This window comes from Phyllobacterium sp. K27 (assembly GCF_054796155.1).
Window position 1 is genome coordinate 377,156 of the sequence record NZ_CM139240.1, and the last position, 15,464, is coordinate 392,619.

At 51.1% G+C, this 15,464-nt stretch carries 13 protein-coding genes and 1 pseudogene; 7 read left to right on the top strand and 7 right to left on the bottom strand.

All coding sequences use genetic code 11. The features are described 5' to 3' along the window. The first annotated feature begins 138 nt into the window (after window positions 1-138). Complete coding sequence (locus ACYJL1_RS01800; RefSeq protein ID WP_460896758.1) at window positions 139-537, top strand: hypothetical protein; 399 nt, start codon at window positions 139-141, stop codon at window positions 535-537. On the opposite strand, the gene ACYJL1_RS01805 is transcribed toward ACYJL1_RS01800, so the two are convergent. Then, window positions 496-1,092, bottom strand: a complete 597-nt coding sequence (locus tag ACYJL1_RS01805) for a TetR/AcrR family transcriptional regulator (protein WP_460896759.1) — start codon at window positions 1,090-1,092, stop codon at window positions 496-498. The two genes, ACYJL1_RS01800 and ACYJL1_RS01805, sit on opposite strands and share 42 nt — an antisense overlap. A gap of 150 nt (window positions 1,093-1,242) precedes the next feature. Between ACYJL1_RS01805 and ACYJL1_RS01810 the strand changes: the two genes are divergently transcribed. The 5 genes from ACYJL1_RS01810 (at window position 1,243) to ACYJL1_RS01830 (ending at window position 8,192) form a co-directional block, all read left to right on the top strand. Next, window positions 1,243-1,989 carry an NIPSNAP family protein gene (locus ACYJL1_RS01810; RefSeq protein ID WP_460896760.1) on the top strand — a complete coding sequence of 249 codons (747 nt, stop codon included), beginning with the start codon at window positions 1,243-1,245 and terminating at the stop codon, window positions 1,987-1,989. A gap of 488 nt (window positions 1,990-2,477) precedes the next feature. Then, a complete protein-coding gene (locus tag ACYJL1_RS01815) occupies window positions 2,478-4,982 on the top strand; it encodes a DEAD/DEAH box helicase family protein (protein WP_460897903.1) in 2,505 nt (834 codons plus the stop codon). 10 nt (window positions 4,983-4,992) lie between these two features. Then, entirely contained in the window at window positions 4,993-6,963 is a 1,971-nt protein-coding gene (locus tag ACYJL1_RS01820) for an N-6 DNA methylase (protein ID WP_460896761.1), read from the top strand. A 4-nt stretch (window positions 6,964-6,967) separates the two neighbouring features. Next, window positions 6,968-7,717 carry a hypothetical protein gene (locus ACYJL1_RS01825; protein WP_460896762.1) on the top strand — a complete coding sequence of 250 codons (750 nt, stop codon included), beginning with the start codon at window positions 6,968-6,970 and terminating at the stop codon, window positions 7,715-7,717. A gap of 328 nt (window positions 7,718-8,045) precedes the next feature. Further along, window positions 8,046-8,192 carry a hypothetical protein gene (locus ACYJL1_RS01830; protein WP_460896763.1) on the top strand — a complete coding sequence of 49 codons (147 nt, stop codon included), beginning with the start codon at window positions 8,046-8,048 and terminating at the stop codon, window positions 8,190-8,192. Window positions 8,193-8,622: 430 nt separating this feature from the next. Here the strand turns inward: ACYJL1_RS01830 and ACYJL1_RS01835 are convergent, their stop codons facing one another. From ACYJL1_RS01835 to ACYJL1_RS01860, 6 genes and pseudogenes are all read right to left on the bottom strand, one after another. Further along, window positions 8,623-9,204 carry a recombinase family protein gene (locus ACYJL1_RS01835; protein WP_460896764.1) on the bottom strand — a complete coding sequence of 194 codons (582 nt, stop codon included), beginning with the start codon at window positions 9,202-9,204 and terminating at the stop codon, window positions 8,623-8,625. Window positions 9,205-9,369: 165 nt separating this feature from the next. Beyond that, the gene (locus tag ACYJL1_RS01840) at window positions 9,370-12,240 is read right to left on the bottom strand and encodes a hypothetical protein (protein ID WP_460898102.1); all 2,871 of its coding nucleotides are present in this window, start codon (window positions 12,238-12,240) and stop codon (window positions 9,370-9,372) included. Between the two features lie 210 nt (window positions 12,241-12,450). Continuing rightward, a pseudogene (locus tag ACYJL1_RS01845) lies at window positions 12,451-12,810 on the bottom strand (SIR2 family protein); the annotation flags it as partial. An 807-nt stretch (window positions 12,811-13,617) separates the two neighbouring features. After that, a complete protein-coding gene (locus tag ACYJL1_RS01850; protein WP_460896765.1) occupies window positions 13,618-14,040 on the bottom strand; it encodes a hypothetical protein in 423 nt (140 codons plus the stop codon). A 110-nt stretch (window positions 14,041-14,150) separates the two neighbouring features. Then, complete coding sequence (locus ACYJL1_RS01855; protein ID WP_460896766.1) at window positions 14,151-14,465, bottom strand: hypothetical protein; 315 nt, start codon at window positions 14,463-14,465, stop codon at window positions 14,151-14,153. Window positions 14,466-14,523: 58 nt separating this feature from the next. Next, window positions 14,524-14,898: a hypothetical protein gene (locus tag ACYJL1_RS01860; protein ID WP_460896767.1), complete on the bottom strand. Its 375-nt coding sequence runs from the start codon at window positions 14,896-14,898 to the stop codon at window positions 14,524-14,526. A 266-nt stretch (window positions 14,899-15,164) separates the two neighbouring features. Here ACYJL1_RS01860 and ACYJL1_RS01865 point away from each other — a divergent pair, with 266 nt between their 5' ends. Beyond that, window positions 15,165-15,449 (top strand): hypothetical protein, encoded by a 285-nt coding sequence (locus ACYJL1_RS01865; protein ID WP_460896768.1) that lies wholly within the window; start codon window positions 15,165-15,167, stop codon window positions 15,447-15,449. Window positions 15,450-15,464 lie beyond the last annotated feature (15 nt).

Below are 15,464 nucleotides of genomic sequence, written 5' to 3' on the forward strand. Positions count from 1 at the left end.
AATCCAGTATAAAAACGCCACTTTTGCTTTTGGTGACGCAGATTCCTGATCAAATTGCTTATGAAACACTCCATTGGCTGTCTGGAATGACTGTTGATTTGCGAGTATATTGCTTGGCATTCTCGGGGGAGAACAACCATGCCGAACGTTTCACAACTCTTTTTTAAATCCGCAACGATTTTCTTTGTGATCGGAGTGATAATGGGGCTTCATATGGGAATCTCGGGCGATCACAGCCCATTTCCCGCCCATGCTCACCTTAATCTACTGGGCTGGGTCAGCAGCGCCATTTTTGCAATCTATTATGCGCTTAATCCCGCGAAGGCAGTGGGGAAACTGGCGATGTGGCAGTTTTCTGTCTACACGGTAGGGATTGTCGTGATGATCCCCGCGCTCTATTTCATGGCACTGGGAAATAGAGCTTTAGAGCCACTTGTTGGCATAGGCTCATTCATTGTGTTTGCCGGCGTTCTGCTTTTCGCCGCTGTTGTCTTTTCAAGCAAGAATCAAAGCCAATTGCCGGGCGCTGGCGCGTAGCGGTTCCGCGCTTTGACTCGCCTTTGCCATCGCCATTGCGCCCGAATAGCTGGCGACAATAAGCGTTGCCAGATCTTGCGCCTCCAATGCACTCATCTTCAATCTGTCGGCCTTAAGCCGCAGGACCAGAGCTTCGCGCCATTCATTGAAGACAGCGTTCACTGCTTCGCGAAAATCTGTATCGACCAACGAGAGCTCCAGGGCCAGATTGTTGAGTGGACAGCCAGAGACTGCCTGATTTCGCTCCAACCCACTGGCAACATTTTCGAGAAAAGTCGCGACACCCTCGCCGATTGATGCGGCTGTTGAAATCGGCTTGATCGCAGTTTCCCGGACTTCTGCCGCAACGCGTTCGGCTATGACCGCCAGGCCAAGCGCTTTCTTCGTCGCGAAATGATGGTGTAATGCCCCTCCGGTGGTAGCCGCCGCCCGCACAACATCATGAATGCTGGTGCCATTATATCCGTGCTGTTGAAAAAGAGTGGCAGCGACATCCAAAATCCGGGCTCGCATGGCCTGCGGATTATTGATTCTTTTTGATTTCTCTTTTTGCATCAAAAGCTCTCACTTGGCTATTTTCACCTGCAACCGCTGCCTCCCGAGTTCACGCTGCGTATTTATCCACCCATTTGCGTGAGAGTACCAGATTGACAAAACAGGACAACCGGTTTTATTAAACAGGATGATCGACCTGTTTTGGAGAAGATGATGACTGAGCCGGGAAAGATATCGAATTATAGTCCCATTATCGAGCTTCGACGCTATACGCTCCACCCCAACCGGCGTGACGATCTGATTGGCGTTTTCGACGAATATTTTCTTGAAGGCCAAGAGCGTTGCGGCATGAAGATCATTGGTCAATTGACAGACATGCACGATCCTGATGCTTTCGTCTGGCTCCGTGGGTTTGACGATATGCGGGCAAGACATAAAGCTCTGACTGAATTCTACGATGGATCGGTTTGGGCCGAGCATCGTCATATGGCCAATGCAACGATGGTTGATTCAGACGATGTCCTGCTGCTGCATCCTGCATGTGAGGATTCGGATTTCGAGTTGCCCGTGACACGCGCTGCCAGCCACGGAGTTAAACCAGGCGCGGGCATATTCCGAATCACCACCTACAAGCTGAAGCTTCCCGCCGAAAAAGGGTTTCTCGGTTTCTACGAGGCCATGCTGGCGCCCATTCTTGACAATGCTGGCGACAGACGGATCGCGCTTCTGGCTTCCGAGCACAGTGAAAACAGTTTCAGCCGCTTGCCCGTACGTCTTGGAGAAAATGTCCTTGTGAGTGTCTCGCGCTTTGATTCTGCAACGGCGGAAGCGGATTTTGATCGTTCATTGGACCGCAGCCGAGATTTTGATGAGATACAACCCAAGCTAACGGCATGGCTTGTCGCGCCAACCGTCATTGCGCGATTGAAACCAACTTCAGGTTCATTATTGAGGTAAATTGAAGAGTTGGTGGAGCCAAGCGGGAACTAACGCCCCTTAGAACATTGTATATAAATCAATAAGATATGGCACCAACACCCATTTTCGCGTACCAGTGTTGTGTACCAAATCAATGCTTCCTTGGTGAATCTAAGGTCTTTTACGGAGGCATAGCCGCAGTCCCGCCGATTCCGTGCTACGCAAGTAAAGCTGGGCATGCGGGAGATGGCACGACTGCATAGCCATCTGGTCGATCACGAAATAATGGCCAATGGCAAATTACAATCGCGTGTGGGATGCTAGCTTCCGCTTTATAGTCCACGCTTGGGCCACGGCTTACGCGATCTAAACCCCTTTCTTGATCGGGCTGCGGAACCGCACATGGTCAGATGAAAAATGTGCCTCGACTCATCGACATACTTGACTAGGCCAAGTATCACGCATGGGGTCAGTTGGGGAAAGTTGCGTCGATGAAGGAAGCCACTGCGCGTGTAAAGATCAACAAAATGTTGGAGTCGTCGGGCTGGCGATTTTTTGCAGAGGCTGGGCTGCCTGCAAACATTCAGTTGGAGCCGAGTGTCAAACTAACAGAAAGCGATCTAAGCGCCCTCGGCGACGATTTCGAGAAGGCATCAAAGGGCTTCGTTGACTTCTTATTGCTAGATTCCAAAGGCTTCCCCCTGGTCGTTCTTGAGGCCAAGGCTGAAGACAAGAATCCACTCATTGGAAAGGAACAGGCGCGGAAATATGCGCGGTCGCAAAACTCCCGGTTTGTGATTCTCTCCAACGGGAACTTGCATTACTTCTGGGATTTGGAGCGAGGAAATCCCTACGTGATCACGACGTTCCCCACCCCACATTCGGTGGTCGGGTATCAGCGCGTCTTGCCTGATCCGAAGCGACTGACGTCAGAGCCCGTTCATAGCGACTACATAGTCCTGTCGCAGCGACCAGCATATGCGACCGAAGCTGCTTGGAAGAATGAGGCGGAGCGAGCCGCCTTCATTCAGGCTAACAGACTACGATTCTTAAGGCCTTATCAAGAGAAGGCTGTTCACGCCTTGCAAAGCGGCGTCAAGGACGGGAAAGACCGCTTCCTTTTCGAGATGGCTACCGGCACCGGCAAGACATTAACCGCCGCAGCTGTGATCAAGCTCTTCCTGCGGACAGGCAATGCGCAACGGGTGCTTTTCCTCGTGGACCGTCTGGAGCTCGAGGATCAGGCAAAGAAGGCATTTTCCGCCATGCTTGCGAATGACTATAAAACGGTCATCTTCAAGGAGAACCGGGACGACTGGCGGCGGGCTGAAATTGTCGTCAGTACGGTTCAGTCTTTCCTGTTCAATAACAAATACCAGCGGCTCTTCTCGCCGACTGATTTCGACCTCGTGATCTCGGACGAGGCGCATCGCTCGATCGGGGGCAACGCACGTGCGGTGTTTGACTTCTTCATCGGCTATAAACTTGGCCTTACCGCCACGCCAAAGGATTATTTGAAGAAGTTTGATAAGGCGAAACCGACGACCAGGGACCCGCGAGAATTCGAGCGGCGCATGATGCTCGACACCTACCGCACCTTCGGATGCGATGATGGGCAGCCGACATTCCGCTACTCACTTCTCGATGGTGTGAAGGAAGAATTTCTAGTTAATCCAACCGTAGTCGATGCTCGAACAGAGATCACCACCGAGCTGCTTTCCGAACAGGGCTTCGTCGTTACCTTCACCGATGAGGAGGGTGAAGATCAGGAACAGACCTTTAAGCAACGCGAGTTCGAGAAACGCTTCTTTGCAGACTCCACCAATCAGCTCTTTTGTAAGACTTTTCTTGAAAACGCACTCCGTGACCCGATCAGCGGCGAGATCGGCAAATCAATCTTGTTTGCCGTTAGCCAGAACCATGCCGCCAAGCTAACGCAAATACTTAACCAAATGGCGGACCTGATGTTCCCCGGAAAGTATCAGTCCGATTTCGCTGCGCAGGTCACATCACAAGTCGCCGATGCACAGAGACTTACGATCAACTTCACCAACAACAACCTGCTTGGCTCTGGCAATATTCTCCCGACCTATCGGACCAGCAAGGCTCGCGTATGCGTGACAGTTGGCATGATGACGACCGGTTACGACTGCCCCGACATTCTCAATCTAGGCCTATTTAGACCGATATTCTCACCGACCGATTTCATTCAAATCAAGGGGCGCGGCACCCGCAAGCATGACTTCCGCGAGCAGCTTTTTGACGATGCGGCAAGGGCCAGCGTCGCAGCGCCGCACAAGACAAAGTTCAAACTCTTCGACTTCTTCGCCAATTGTGATTACTTTGAGGATCATTTCGACTACGACCAAGTTATTAAGTTGCCAAAACCGAAGGTCCTGAGAGAGGATGAAGGCGAGACCACGGGCGGTGGTATCTCCGAACCGGTTGGCTCTTACGACCACCTCGGCGCCGACATCATTTCATCAATCAAAGAGGAAGTAATCGGCCTCGACGGCATGAAGATCGATCGCATGATCTTCCAACGATTTGAAGACACCGTGCGCGAGAATAAGGAAATTGCTCATGCCGTAGAATCAGGTGAATGGGATCGCGTTATCGAATACGTGAATCGCGAAGTCCTCGACAAACCCACTGAGTACTACACGCTGGACAAACTTCGGCGCGCGGCCGCTGTAGATCGCCGCATCTCTATGCGTGAAATTCTGGAAAAGGTGTTCGGGCTCATACCGCGCTTCAAATCCAAAGATGAGTTACTAGAAGAGGAGTTTGCAAAATTCGTTGCGGACGCTAAGCCCGATGAGGCAGAGTCTATCCTCGCGATAAAAAACTACTTCAAAGCATATGCGACCAGCGACCGGGTCCGGCACATCATTGATAGTAAGCACTTTACAGATCTTGCCACTAACGCGGTTTTCTCGGCGCGTGATCTGCGCGCCGTGCCCGCGAAATATCGCACCCTCATTCCCGAATACATCAAGGACTACGTGTCCCTGAATCAGTTTGCAGCCTAAAAGGATTACTATGCTCGACTCCGATACCAAGCGCCGCATTGATACCGCTCGCGATATTCTCGTCGGCAAGGTGCCGGATCCGAAATCTCAGGTCGAGCAAATCACCATCGCGTTGATCTACAAGTTTATGGACGACATGGACGCGGACGCCGAGGAGTTGGGTGGGCAGCGCAAATTCTTCTCCGGAGACTATGTCCGATATGGTTGGGCTCAACTCATGAGGTCGGGTTTAGGCGGATTCGAAACGTTGAACCTTTATGCCGAGGCGATCGGGAAGATGCCCGAGAATCCCGGCATTCCGCCGCTCTTCCGAGACATCTTCAAGAACGCATATCTGCCGTATCGTGACCCGGAAACGTTAAAGAGCTTCCTCAAGATCATCGATGAGTTCACGTATGATCATTCCGAGCGGCTGGGTGATGCATTCGAGTACCTATTGTCGGTTCTTGGGTCTCAAGGCGACGCTGGGCAATTCCGCACGCCGCGTCACATCATTGATTTCATTGTCAAAATTGTCGATCCTAAAAAAAATGAGACCATACTCGATCCAGCGTGCGGTACGGCGGGTTTCCTAATATCTTCGTACAAGCATATTCTCGGTGCCAATACCGATGCGCAAGGCCACTCAACATTGACCCCTGACCAACGCGGGAAGTTGGCTCAGAACCTCAAAGGCTATGACATTTCCCCGGACATGGTGCGCCTATCACTGGTAAACCTTTATCTTCATGATCTGGCCGACCCGCATATCGACGAATACGACACGCTGACATCTGACGAGAAATGGAATGAATACGCCGACGTCATTCTGGCAAATCCGCCATTCATGTCGCCGAAGGGTGGAATCAAGCCGCACAATCGCTTCTCGGTTCAGTCAAAACGCAGCGAAGTTCTGTTTGTTGACTATATGGCCGAACATCTGACGCCAAGCGGCAGAGCGGGCATTATTGTGCCAGAAGGTATTATCTTTCAGAGCCAGTCCGCCTATGCTCAACTGCGCAAGATGCTGGTTGAAGACTCGCTCGTTGCGGTGATTTCGCTGCCTGCTGGGGTTTTCAATCCTTATTCCAACGTCAAGACATCGATCCTCATCCTCGACAAGGCGCTTGCAAAGAAGACTGACACGATTGCTTTCTTCAAGATCGAGAACGATGGATTCAGCCTTGGGGCCCAACGCCGCATAAGCGAAAATGATGATCTTCCGCAGGCACATGCCGAAATTGTCGAATACCTTCGTCGCGCTCGTGCTCAGGAAACGCTAGACAACTACCAGCCTGAGTTCGGTTTTGTTGTACAGAAGGATAAGCTCGCCGCGAACGGTGATTTCAATCTGAGCGGGGAGCGATATAGGGAGAATGGCGCTCGAAATCACAAGTATCCATTGATGCGCTTGGGCGACATCTGCACGATTAATCCTCGCAAAAACCAGCTGGACGGAGTGAGCCCCGATACCCTTGTTTCATTTGTACCAATGGCAGACCTGAACGAGCATGAGATCTCGTTCAAACCCAGCGATGAGAAGTTATTGTCGGAAGTCTCGGCAAGCTACACCTATTTCGAAGATGGTGATGTTCTTCTGGCAAAGGTCACCCCTTGCTTTGAAAATGGCAAGGCGGGCATCGCCAGAGGATTAAGCAACGGCATCGGTTTCGGTTCCAGCGAGTTTTATGTCTTGCGATGTAAGGAAGGAACCCTTCCCGAATGGATATATTTTTGCGTGATGCACCCCTATTTTAGGGAGAAGGCCATCGCACAAATGACGGGCACAGGCGGATTACAGCGAGTTCCGAGGACCTTTGTTGAAAACTTCGAAATTCCGCTGCCACCACTCGATGTACAAAGGCAGATAATAGCTGAGATTGGAGGCTATCAAGAGGAGATAGAGAGACTAAACTACAGAATTGCCGAAGAGCATCGCAATATCGAAGTTACCGTTTCGCGTGCTTGGGATGATGGCGACGCCGTTGAGGCCGGGGGCTGAAAAGATGGATGAAGCGCTCGAGCTCAGCGGTTTTATGCCGGTCTCTTATGGGACGCAGTCTGAAGGCGAATATATTGCCTTTCTTTGGGACGCGTTTCGAACGAACTACGAGGGTGGAAAATTCGAATTCGCCAGCCTCGCCTTCCATCTGCTATATATGAGCTATGTGAGCTTTTCGATCTGGCAAATCCGTCTCGTCCGTGAACAGGATTTCAAGCGCGCGCTCATCGGCTTTCAAAGTGAATCTGAAATGAAGTTGCTGAGCGCAGCCAATCCCTTCCTGTTTTATGAGCAGCTCAAAGAATCACAGATATTTCGGTTCTTGAAGCTCCTTGGGTGCGCCAACGAACAGATCGGAGAGTTCTCCAAGTTCATTAAGCGCAGGAACAAGATCGCCCATCCAAGTGGGACCGTGTTCTTTAATGATCGCGCAGCTATTGACGCCGAAATTGCCGATATGATGCGAGAGGTTCGCAACATCGAAAATCACATGCAGCCTGTCATCTCTGAAATGTACGGGCGTTTTCTGCTCGACAGCGCGAACCAAGACGAGCTCCAATATTCTACATTAGAGCAAGAGATCGAGGTGAACCTGATTCACCGTGACTACGTATCAATGAAGGATCTGGCTGTCTGCCTCGATTATAACATCAACGCCTTCGTGGAACATCCTAGGTTCGAGATTATCCAGACGCTGCACCAATCATTGAGCGACCGGTTTAGTGCAGAAATCGCGGATGCAAGCGCGGCATGAACGTTTATGAACTCAGCTTCACGGGACACTTCTTGCAACGCGGCTTCTGGCTGTATGTCTGGGAGGTTACTCCCCCCCATGGGCCGCCACTTTTTTATGTGGGTCGAACAGGCGACAGTTCGTCGACAAATGCGCAATCCCCTTTCAACAGGATGGGGCAACACCTCGGCTTCGCCAAGAACAGCAACATGTTGCGAAAATACCTTTGTGCTCATACAGCACCCCTGAGGATTGTGGATTCCGCCTAGTTGCGCTCGGACCGCTCGAAGCGGAGTCCACCGCGGAAACTCGTGAGGAGCATGATTTCCGGAGAGACCTGGTAGCCGCCATGGAGAAAGCTCTTGCTGATGAGATCCGTATGGCGGGTTACATCGTGATGAACAACGTTAAATGCCGGAAGGAACTCGACGCTATTCGTTTTGCAGAGGTGCGCGCCGCATTTACAAATGCATTTCCAAGATTGGCGAACGAGTAATGCTTGACCTTGGGCCGATTGAGTCACGGAAGATACGTTTTTTTGTTGCAGCGCGATTTTGCAACCGGATTCAAAATCCATACTCCGCCAAAAGGTCAAATGGCATCGCTGAGCACAGCGGCCATGTCTTGACCATAAGTCGGTCGATGCCGCGCAAACATTCATCATCTTCCACTACGTGTATCGGTTGACCATGGCCACATTCCTCGCGACGTGAGAACGGCATGGAGTGCAAAGTGAATCGATTGACTGACTGGGTGGGGTTCCAAGGTCAGTAGTTTCCCCAATAGTCCCGCCCGTTTTGGGTTGCCCAAGGTGAATGGCCCTTATTCGATTAGCAGCCAATGAAGCTGCTATCACCTTCCCGCTCCTCATGGGAAAATCCGTATCGATTGGGAGCTTTTCGCATTTTCAACGTCGCAACCGCTACTCAAGCTGCTCTATATGGCGTGACCTCACCAGCCGCATCTAGAATCCGGTAAACGGAAGACCGCCCGATGCCCAGCCGCCGGGCGATCTCAACCGGACCGATACCTTCACGGACTAGATCAAGCACAGCATCGGATTTTGCGCGAGCAGTCGGCGCGCGCCCTTTGTACTTACCTTCCGCCTTTGCCTTGGCAATCCCTTCCCGCTGTCGTTCCAGCATCAATTCCCGCTCAAACTGGGCGATGCTTCCCAACATATTAATCATGAGCTTTCCGGTGGGTGTTGTGGTATCCAAATTAAGATTAAGTATGCGTAGGGAAGCGCTCTTCTCATCAATGATCTTCTGGATCGTGAGAAGATCAGCTACTGACCGGGCCAAGCGATCCAGCTTGGTGACGACGAACACATCGCCCTCTCGGATATAATCAAGGGCACGCTGAAGCTCTTCACGATGTGCTACCGACGAAACTCGTTCAGAAAACAACTTTACCACTCCGGCCGCTTCCAGATCACGCCGCTGCGATTCGAGCCCAGCGATCTGTTCCGCGGTTGAGGTTCGGGCATACCCAACAATTGCGCTCATAACTTCTCCACTCTGCTCCACTACATTATAGATACAATGGTACAATGCGTACCAAAACGCAAAGCTTATTTATGTGGGACACCTAAAACGTAGATCGCCTTGTTTCAATGGAGCGAGGTCTTATGGGAAAACAGATAAAGGTGGTTTTTGAAGTTGCGTTGTTCATCACCTTGCGTCCCATCGGCGCTTCAGAGAAATTAGCCGATCATCGGTGTTCAGCACGGTGTTGGCTTTCCCGATTCGTTGCAATATTACTTCCATACCGTAAGGCCAAGCCAACGCATTATCCGGCAGAACCGCATGAAGGAGCGCCAGCGCCTGTTCAGGGTACCGGTCTACTATGTTATCTCCGGAACGACGCAGTTCTGGCAACATTAGATGGTCTCGCTCGATTTTGCTCAAGAGCGGCAAAACCAATGTAGATATTGTAGGAAATTGATCGCCGCTAGAGAAAGCCAACTCGCAAAGGCGAGCCGATGTATTGGGCGATCTGGCTGACAAATGGCGTGGCCAAATTTGAAGCAGTTCGGAAAGCTGTCCTTCCCATCGCTCATGTGAGTTTTCGTTCGCATCAGACCATTGTTGAGCCTGCCAGAGCACCCGTGATCGAAATTCATCATCAACCGTTAAGAGCAAGCTCCGCATCTCTTCATTGGAAATGCAACGCTCGCCAGTATCATCGTCGACACTCCCCCACCCGGCTAAGATCATACCTGCAATAGTTTCAACATATGAGCGGCGCGATGGAAGAGGATTAGCGGCGAACTCCAGCATGTCATTCTTGAGCCGCATATAGAGTTCTTGATTTGGAGTGCTCGCCCCCCACAAGAAGCCCGACCATGCTGCATCGCGGTCATTGTCGTTACTACGAAGCGCGGGCAACAAGTGTTCCTCTGTCCATTTCGGATCGACAGCGAAAAACCAGTTGAGACTGTGAAAAAAGATTACCAGCGAGTGTCTTCGCAAATCGTCGGAGAGTGCCAACAGATCCTTAGCGTGAGCGAGCCATTCGGAAGGAAAGCCTTGTTTTCGATTCAGATTGTCCTTGCGGGGATCGTTAAAAAGCGCCTCCGCGATCTTCCCCGTAGGAGAATTGATCGCTTCCATAGTCCAATCTGGCTCATTGGAACCGCGCACGATACCCGAACGCCCCTCGCTCGGCGATTCACGAAGAACGCCGATCAGCTTCGTTAAAATGCGGTCGAAAACAGGAAGGCACTCTATGTTCAGTTTCGCACTGGCAACCCGAAGCCAACCGGTCGCAGGGCGGAGGATCGTGGCAAGTTGCTCATTAGGATAGCGAGCTAGTCGCTCCGCGATTAACCAGACCAATCGTGCCTCGTCAGTCTTCCGCGCCTCTGAATTGAGGAATCGCCGCCATGCCCACTCTGGAAAGTCCCCTCGCTTAGCTACATAGGTCAGTGCAGAAAAAGCACGCGCGGGGTGTTCTACGGCGAAACCGGCAAAGGGATCATTTTCGACAAGAAAATCGTGTGATCGACCGCTATGTTCCTTGGCTTGCAGTAAAACCCGCGAAAGGGGGGTGTCTGCCAGTTCCTCATGGTTGGTGTTCGTCCTTACCCATCCTGTACGACCTTCCAGCGAATCAGCAGCCTTCGCCCCATAGTCCTCTTTCCAGTCGGGTACAGCAGTACGGAGTAGCTTTGCTTGCCCACGGGTGGCGGAAGAAAGCTTGCATCCTGAGTTTTGAAGCCACTGAACCCGACTCAGAATTGACCAAGCTCTCCTGCTTTCAAAGGCCGCAATCTTCTCTCGCCGCCAACGCTTTGGACCCCTCACCAGCTTTTGTTCGATCAATCTGCGGGACGCTCCGCTGAGCTTCTTCCATCGCCCTGCAATGATCAGCAAAAGGTCTCGCTGATGATAGCTATCCCAGAATGCAGCATCGCTCAAAGACGCTATGACTTGTCCGAAATCATCATCCGAAACAATGCTCCGCTCTCTTGATGCCCATATTCGTAGTCGCGAAAAGATGGCGTCATCGTCAATAGGCCACGATAAAAACTCATGCTTAGCGGCTGATTTATTGATTTTGACCAGTTGCGTGAAAAGCTCCGCAAATCGAATAACTGCAGCGGAAAGCCCATGCATTTGATGATAGTCAGCGCCTTCGGTGCTGTCCTGCACTATTGGGCTTATACTGCTAAGGCCATAGCCACCAATTTCGTACTCAAGGGCAAGAGCCAGCTCAAGATTCTGTCGTAGGACTTTAACGATAGCCGCACACCACTGGTTTGGAACCGTAATTGCTTCGTGCGTTTCAGGATATTTGACGTCCGTCCGCAGCAAGCGGCTGCCGTCCTCTTCATCGACCCCCAGTGCAGGCGGCGTTGGGCCACCCCAGAAATCGGGTTCCGCCGAAAAGCGAGGTCGAAGTACTTCTCCAAACCGCCGAACGATAGCGCTGCTCCATCCATCTGCTTTAATGACAGTTTGCAAAGAATACCAATCTCTATTGAAATCTTCGACGTGGTTCCAAGCCTCGAAAAGCCACCGCCAAGCCTTACGAATATCCTGACGGATTGGCCGATTGCTTCTCTCTAGCTCCCATGAGACGTATTCTTGAATGCTCTGATGCAGTGACAGCTGATGAGCAGCCCACCAGACGGCGGCGGGCTGGTCGCAGACTTTTGCGAGCCATACTCCGAGCTGCCCTATTCGCGGGACAAGACGTGGAGAATTGTTAGCCCAATGTCCGCGAAGCGCCGCAAGATTATCATCGCGGATCGGTGATCGATCGAGGCGATTAAGTTCGAAGGCATCCCAAGCATCTAACGGCACCTCGCGCTTAGCATAATGATCTTCAGGATCAGGCTTCGTGGGCGGAGTGTCTGAATCGAGGCCGTATAGATCGAACGGATCAACATAGGTGCCCTTGCGACCAAACGAACCTGAATTGCCCGGCCTCGCAAATCGGCGATATTTGTCGAACACACATAACCATTCAGCAGATGGTAGAATCTCGTTGGCGGAGAACCTCTTCACACCTTCATAGGTTGAAACAACATGTGCCACCTGACCCCGCTCATGGGGTTGAATAGCTGCCGGTCCCTTCTTGGATGCGCCAATAACCTTTGCATACCAGGCCTCAGGATTTCGTGCACGCTCTGCCCACGCCTCAAGGGATTGCCACAAAGCAGCGTGCTTGTTATCGGGACCATACGGGATAGCTTCAACACCTTTGTGCCGCCATCGTGCAGCAGCGTCGTCGTGGTCCCCGGACTGAAAAGCATAAGCGTTCTCAAGCTTCCCTGAAGCTCTTCGCAAAGCTTCAAGGAGATATTGAACGGGCGGATCGTCAGCGGTATACCCGACAAACACAACGACATATTTTCTAAGTATTTCCTGAATGAACTTCGTTGCCCATCCGTCCGATAGATATGCACGCCCAAATTCGGAACTAGAGAGAACAAAGCCATCGCCTTCAGCGCCATCATAAACCGGCGTGGATCGACCATGCAGATAAACTATTCCATTGACCTCGTTAGGCCGCAGAGGGTCCGGCAACCTCGGCGGTTGCCATGCCTGAATTTCTCGCCCACAATCGTCAAACAATCTATCGAAATTGGTAGTGACCAATTGCACCTTGCCTTCAGGCGTTGTTGCCAAGTCGAGCAAAATCCTGTGTGCTGTCAGATCGCAATCAGTAGGCGGCTTCAACGCTGAAGCTACCGCCTCCTCAATGTCACGCGATGCAAAGTCTCTTTCTAAGAGACCGAAAACACGGTCGGCCGATATAACACCGGAAATGCCAACGCGTCGGTCTATTTCTTGAGCTTCTTGGATAAGCTTGTAGGCTGGGCTATTGAGATCAACACCAAGCTTGGAAACTACCGTACGAGCCAAGCCAAAGAAATCAGGTAGGTTCGCGCGCGCCCTTGATACTCCCGCCCCGCAGAAGAAAATTACGCGGCCCTGATCTCTGGCCAGAAGGAGATCGTCGGGAATTGGTGGTCCATCGGCTAAGAATCGCAAATATTAGTCTCCACTCACTGCGTTTATCTTTAGACTATCAAAATCTGCGCCTTGGCGATCGGTAAGTTTTGATTATTCACGCTAAGAAGAGTATTTTTCTCTTGGTAAGATCATTAGGCACCATCGAGAGCGCGTTAATAGCACTTGCCACATCTACAAGTACATTTGCAGACCCAGCTAAGATGACCCACATGGCCAATGGCTAAGAACGAGGGCGGGCGAGCGGGTGTTAGCTCTTCTAAGTTCACTACTCACGGCCAATTGCAAAGGCCACCATTCCGCTCTCGGCTGTTAATTCTTTAAATCTGGTAGTTTCCGTTCCTCAGATTTGCAACCGGTTGCAAATTTCACGCATAAACCAAGCGTATAATAAGGTGCGTTGATATCTGGCCTGTAAAATCGAAAACGGTTTACTACCTATTGAGCAACTTCTTTGAAGGCACGGTAGGGCAGAATTTCGCAAATACGCAACTCGTCATTCCCTGCCTGAATCATACCAGACAAAATTCCGTCTATAGAGACGTGGGCAAGGATGTATTGTTTGCCTGAGTAGGCTCCCATTCGGTTCTTAGCGTTTGCCCGAACGCATATGAATCTACCCGTATTGTTGTTGAGCCACTTGGATATCTCGGCGTCTCGTATAGAGTAGGGATCGTAAAAGCTGCCGCGAATACCCCGAGCGACGGCTTTAACCTCGGCTACTGTCGGCCAGCGTATATTTTCGTCGTCAGCCTTCGCGTTCATTTCCGCTGCTGTAGGAAAGTTTGATTCCACCTGAGAGTAAACTTGTTTTGGAAGAAGCATGATCATGAGTGCCACTATGAAACGCAAGTGAGCCATTCGACTAGTCCATATCAAAGTACCTATTCGACTTGTTAGATGCCCGCCAGTGTGCACGCGAAGTAAGCTCCCACCATAGGTTAAGGAGTTGGCAGCGATTGGAAGTCGAGTTATTTACACCGTTTAAGGTCAAATGTGTCTCCACTGGCAGGTGAATGCCATGTGAGCGTATTCTTCTTCACATCGAAAAGTGTAAAGCGATAACCGTCCGCCAACTGGACCGACCAGAACTTTCCATCGCGTTCGATCTTTTTAATTCTGAGTGCCTTTCCAGACATGGGAGGCGCATAGGTTTTGGCGGTAATGCGAAACGGATCGGCACAGGTCGTAATCTCTCCGGCCCAATTGCCAACGAACGGTTGATCAGCCGCAAAACTCGTAGACGTTGAAGCGATGATTATGATCATCGATAGAGTTTTATTCATTTAATCGGTCTCCCCCCGTCCAAGGTGCTACTGTCGATTTTGCACCCGGTTGCAAATTTCATTGGTAAAGCTCGGCAAACGCTCGGAAGGACAGCATTCCGCAGCTAGCGGCCTCGTCTTTAGTTGCTGGTTGTATCACTGTTGATCTGCCATCCGCGTAGAGTCCGGCGATGCTGTAGCGCTTGCCATCGTAACCACCCATGCGATTTTTCGCATTGGCAAGAATACAGATGAACCCGCCCTCGCTGTTAACCACCAAAATCTGGGATATCTCAGCATCCCTTATGGAGTAAGGATCAGCAAAGTTGTTGTTGATGGCCTGAGCAACTGAATTTACCTCTCTTTCCGTAGGCCAGCGAATGTCCATCGCATAACTCGGCGAAACGAAGCCCAACAGTAAAGACAAAACGATAAATAGCTGAGGTACACTCATTTATTTTTCCCCTAGGCAATCGCTCGCGGTACGCCCCCGCAAATTTGCCTCCTGATCTTGGTGATCGGGGAGTTGGAAACCGAATGGTTACGGTCCTACGGCCTTTAGTTCGGAGAACCTGTTGCATACGCCGCAGGCTCCCCGACCATAGGTCAAGGAGTTGGCACCATTCCGGTTGGCACCGACCGAACCATTGAGGTTTCCACACCCCAGCGCATTGCGTATTGCACCGGTTCCTTCTTCAACCAGAGGACCATCATCTGTCAATGATGACACTGAAGGGTCGAGAAATTAAAGAAGTGTCCGGCACAGGCGCTATTTTGAAACTGGTTGCAAATCTCGGTAAAAGCGTCACTGGTCAATTTTTGCAACCGGTGGGAATTTTAGTGCTTTCCCCTGCGAACAAGATGCACGTAAATCCACGAGCCAATAAAAAATGCAGGCCAGAATACCAAAAAGACAGTCATCATCACGAGCGCCGAAAGGCTACGAGCGTCGAGACGGGGATAAACCAACGCATTGATCATATCGTCCACTACAACGTTGGATGAGAACCTGCACATCAA

Excerpts from the sequence above, each read along its gene's own strand:
- ACYJL1_RS01800 (WP_460896758.1), top strand. The coding sequence starts at position 139 with ATGCCGAACGTTTCACAACTCTTTTTTAAATCCGCAACGATTTTCTTT.
- ACYJL1_RS01815 (WP_460897903.1), top strand. The coding sequence starts at position 2,478 with ATGTTGGAGTCGTCGGGCTGGCGATTTTTTGCAGAGGCTGGGCTGCCT.
- ACYJL1_RS01810 (WP_460896760.1), top strand. The coding sequence starts at position 1,243 with ATGATGACTGAGCCGGGAAAGATATCGAATTATAGTCCCATTATCGAG.
- ACYJL1_RS01835 (WP_460896764.1), bottom strand. The coding sequence starts at position 9,204 with ATGAGCGCAATTGTTGGGTATGCCCGAACCTCAACCGCGGAACAGATC.
- ACYJL1_RS01855 (WP_460896766.1), bottom strand. The coding sequence starts at position 14,465 with ATGAATAAAACTCTATCGATGATCATAATCATCGCTTCAACGTCTACG.
- ACYJL1_RS01865 (WP_460896768.1), top strand. The coding sequence starts at position 15,165 with ATGATGACACTGAAGGGTCGAGAAATTAAAGAAGTGTCCGGCACAGGC.
- ACYJL1_RS01825 (WP_460896762.1), top strand. The coding sequence starts at position 6,968 with ATGGATGAAGCGCTCGAGCTCAGCGGTTTTATGCCGGTCTCTTATGGG.
- ACYJL1_RS01805 (WP_460896759.1), bottom strand. The coding sequence starts at position 1,092 with ATGCAAAAAGAGAAATCAAAAAGAATCAATAATCCGCAGGCCATGCGA.
- ACYJL1_RS01830 (WP_460896763.1), top strand. The coding sequence starts at position 8,046 with ATGGAGAAAGCTCTTGCTGATGAGATCCGTATGGCGGGTTACATCGTG.
- ACYJL1_RS01850 (WP_460896765.1), bottom strand. The coding sequence starts at position 14,040 with ATGGCTCACTTGCGTTTCATAGTGGCACTCATGATCATGCTTCTTCCA.
- ACYJL1_RS01820 (WP_460896761.1), top strand. The coding sequence starts at position 4,993 with ATGCTCGACTCCGATACCAAGCGCCGCATTGATACCGCTCGCGATATT.
- ACYJL1_RS01860 (WP_460896767.1), bottom strand. The coding sequence starts at position 14,898 with ATGAGTGTACCTCAGCTATTTATCGTTTTGTCTTTACTGTTGGGCTTC.